The sequence below is a fragment of the Arthrobacter sp. 05N429 genome (genome assembly GCF_056397045.1).
Map to the genome: position 1 here is coordinate 1 of NZ_JBFTMQ010000034.1, position 958 is coordinate 958.

General features: G+C 64.3%; 1 protein-coding gene and 1 pseudogene. Both read right to left on the minus strand.

Annotated elements, in window-relative coordinates; all coding sequences use genetic code 11:
- Window positions 1–398, minus strand: a pseudogene (locus AC1DF4_RS19135) (lipoyl synthase); the annotation flags it as partial.
- 275 nt (window positions 399–673) lie between these two features.
- A partial coding sequence (locus AC1DF4_RS19140; RefSeq protein WP_476913545.1) for an L-serine ammonia-lyase, iron-sulfur-dependent, subunit alpha occupies window positions 674–958 on the minus strand: 285 nt, incomplete at its 5' end.

A 958-nucleotide genomic window follows, 5' to 3' on the forward strand; every position in this document is an offset into this window, starting at 1 on the left:
ACGCCCTCGTCGGCGAGGTCATCGCGGGCCACGCCGGTGACGGTGGCGTAGCGCAGCTGCATGGCCAGGACGGAGCGGGCCACCTTGGTGGGTTCGAAGACGTCCACGGGCGAGGGCTTGCCGGTGTCGATCTGGCAGAAGTCGCAGCGCCGGGTGCATTCGGAGCCGCCGATCAGGAAGGTGGCCTCCTTGTCTTCCCAGCATTCGAAGATGTTGGGGCAGCCGGCCTCTTCACACACGGTGTGGAGGCCTTCCTTCTTGACGAGGTTCTTGAGCTGCACGAACTCGGGCCCCATCTGGACCTTGGCCTTGATCCAATCCGGCTTGCGTTCCACCGGGGTGGCCGCATTGCGCTGCTCAATACGCAGCATTTTCCGGCCTTCTGGTGCCAGTGACATATGTGTTTCCTTTGCATGTGCGCCGCTCGTGGCGGCATCAGGGTTCTAGGCGTGCTGCTGATGGACGTGCTCAGGCGACCGGAGGCGGCTACCACTGCGTGTAGAGGCTGGAGGCGTAGAGAATCACTACGAGACCGGCAAGGCCGGTGGCACCAACGAGCCACGCCTCACCGAACCTGTGGCTCCGCCCGTTTCTGCGCTTGGCCGGCGCTGTGCCGGCCGGTTGATGCCCGTACTTTCTGGACTGCTTGGCTCTGTTCATGTCCGTCTCCGTCCTAGCACTCGACCACGTTCACGGCGAGGCCGCCCATCGCGGTCTCCTTGTACTTGGAGCTCATGTCCTTGCCGGTCTCCCGCATGGTCACGATGACCTCGTCGAGTGACACCCGGTGGGTGCCGTCGCCCCAGAGTGCCATTTTGGCGGCGTTGATGGCCTTCGCGGCGGCGATGGCGTTGCGTTCGATGCAGGGGATCTGCACGAGCCCGCCGATCGGGTCACAGGTCAGGCCGAGGTTGTGTTCCATCGCGATTTCCGCGGCGTTTTCCACCTGCTGCGGGGT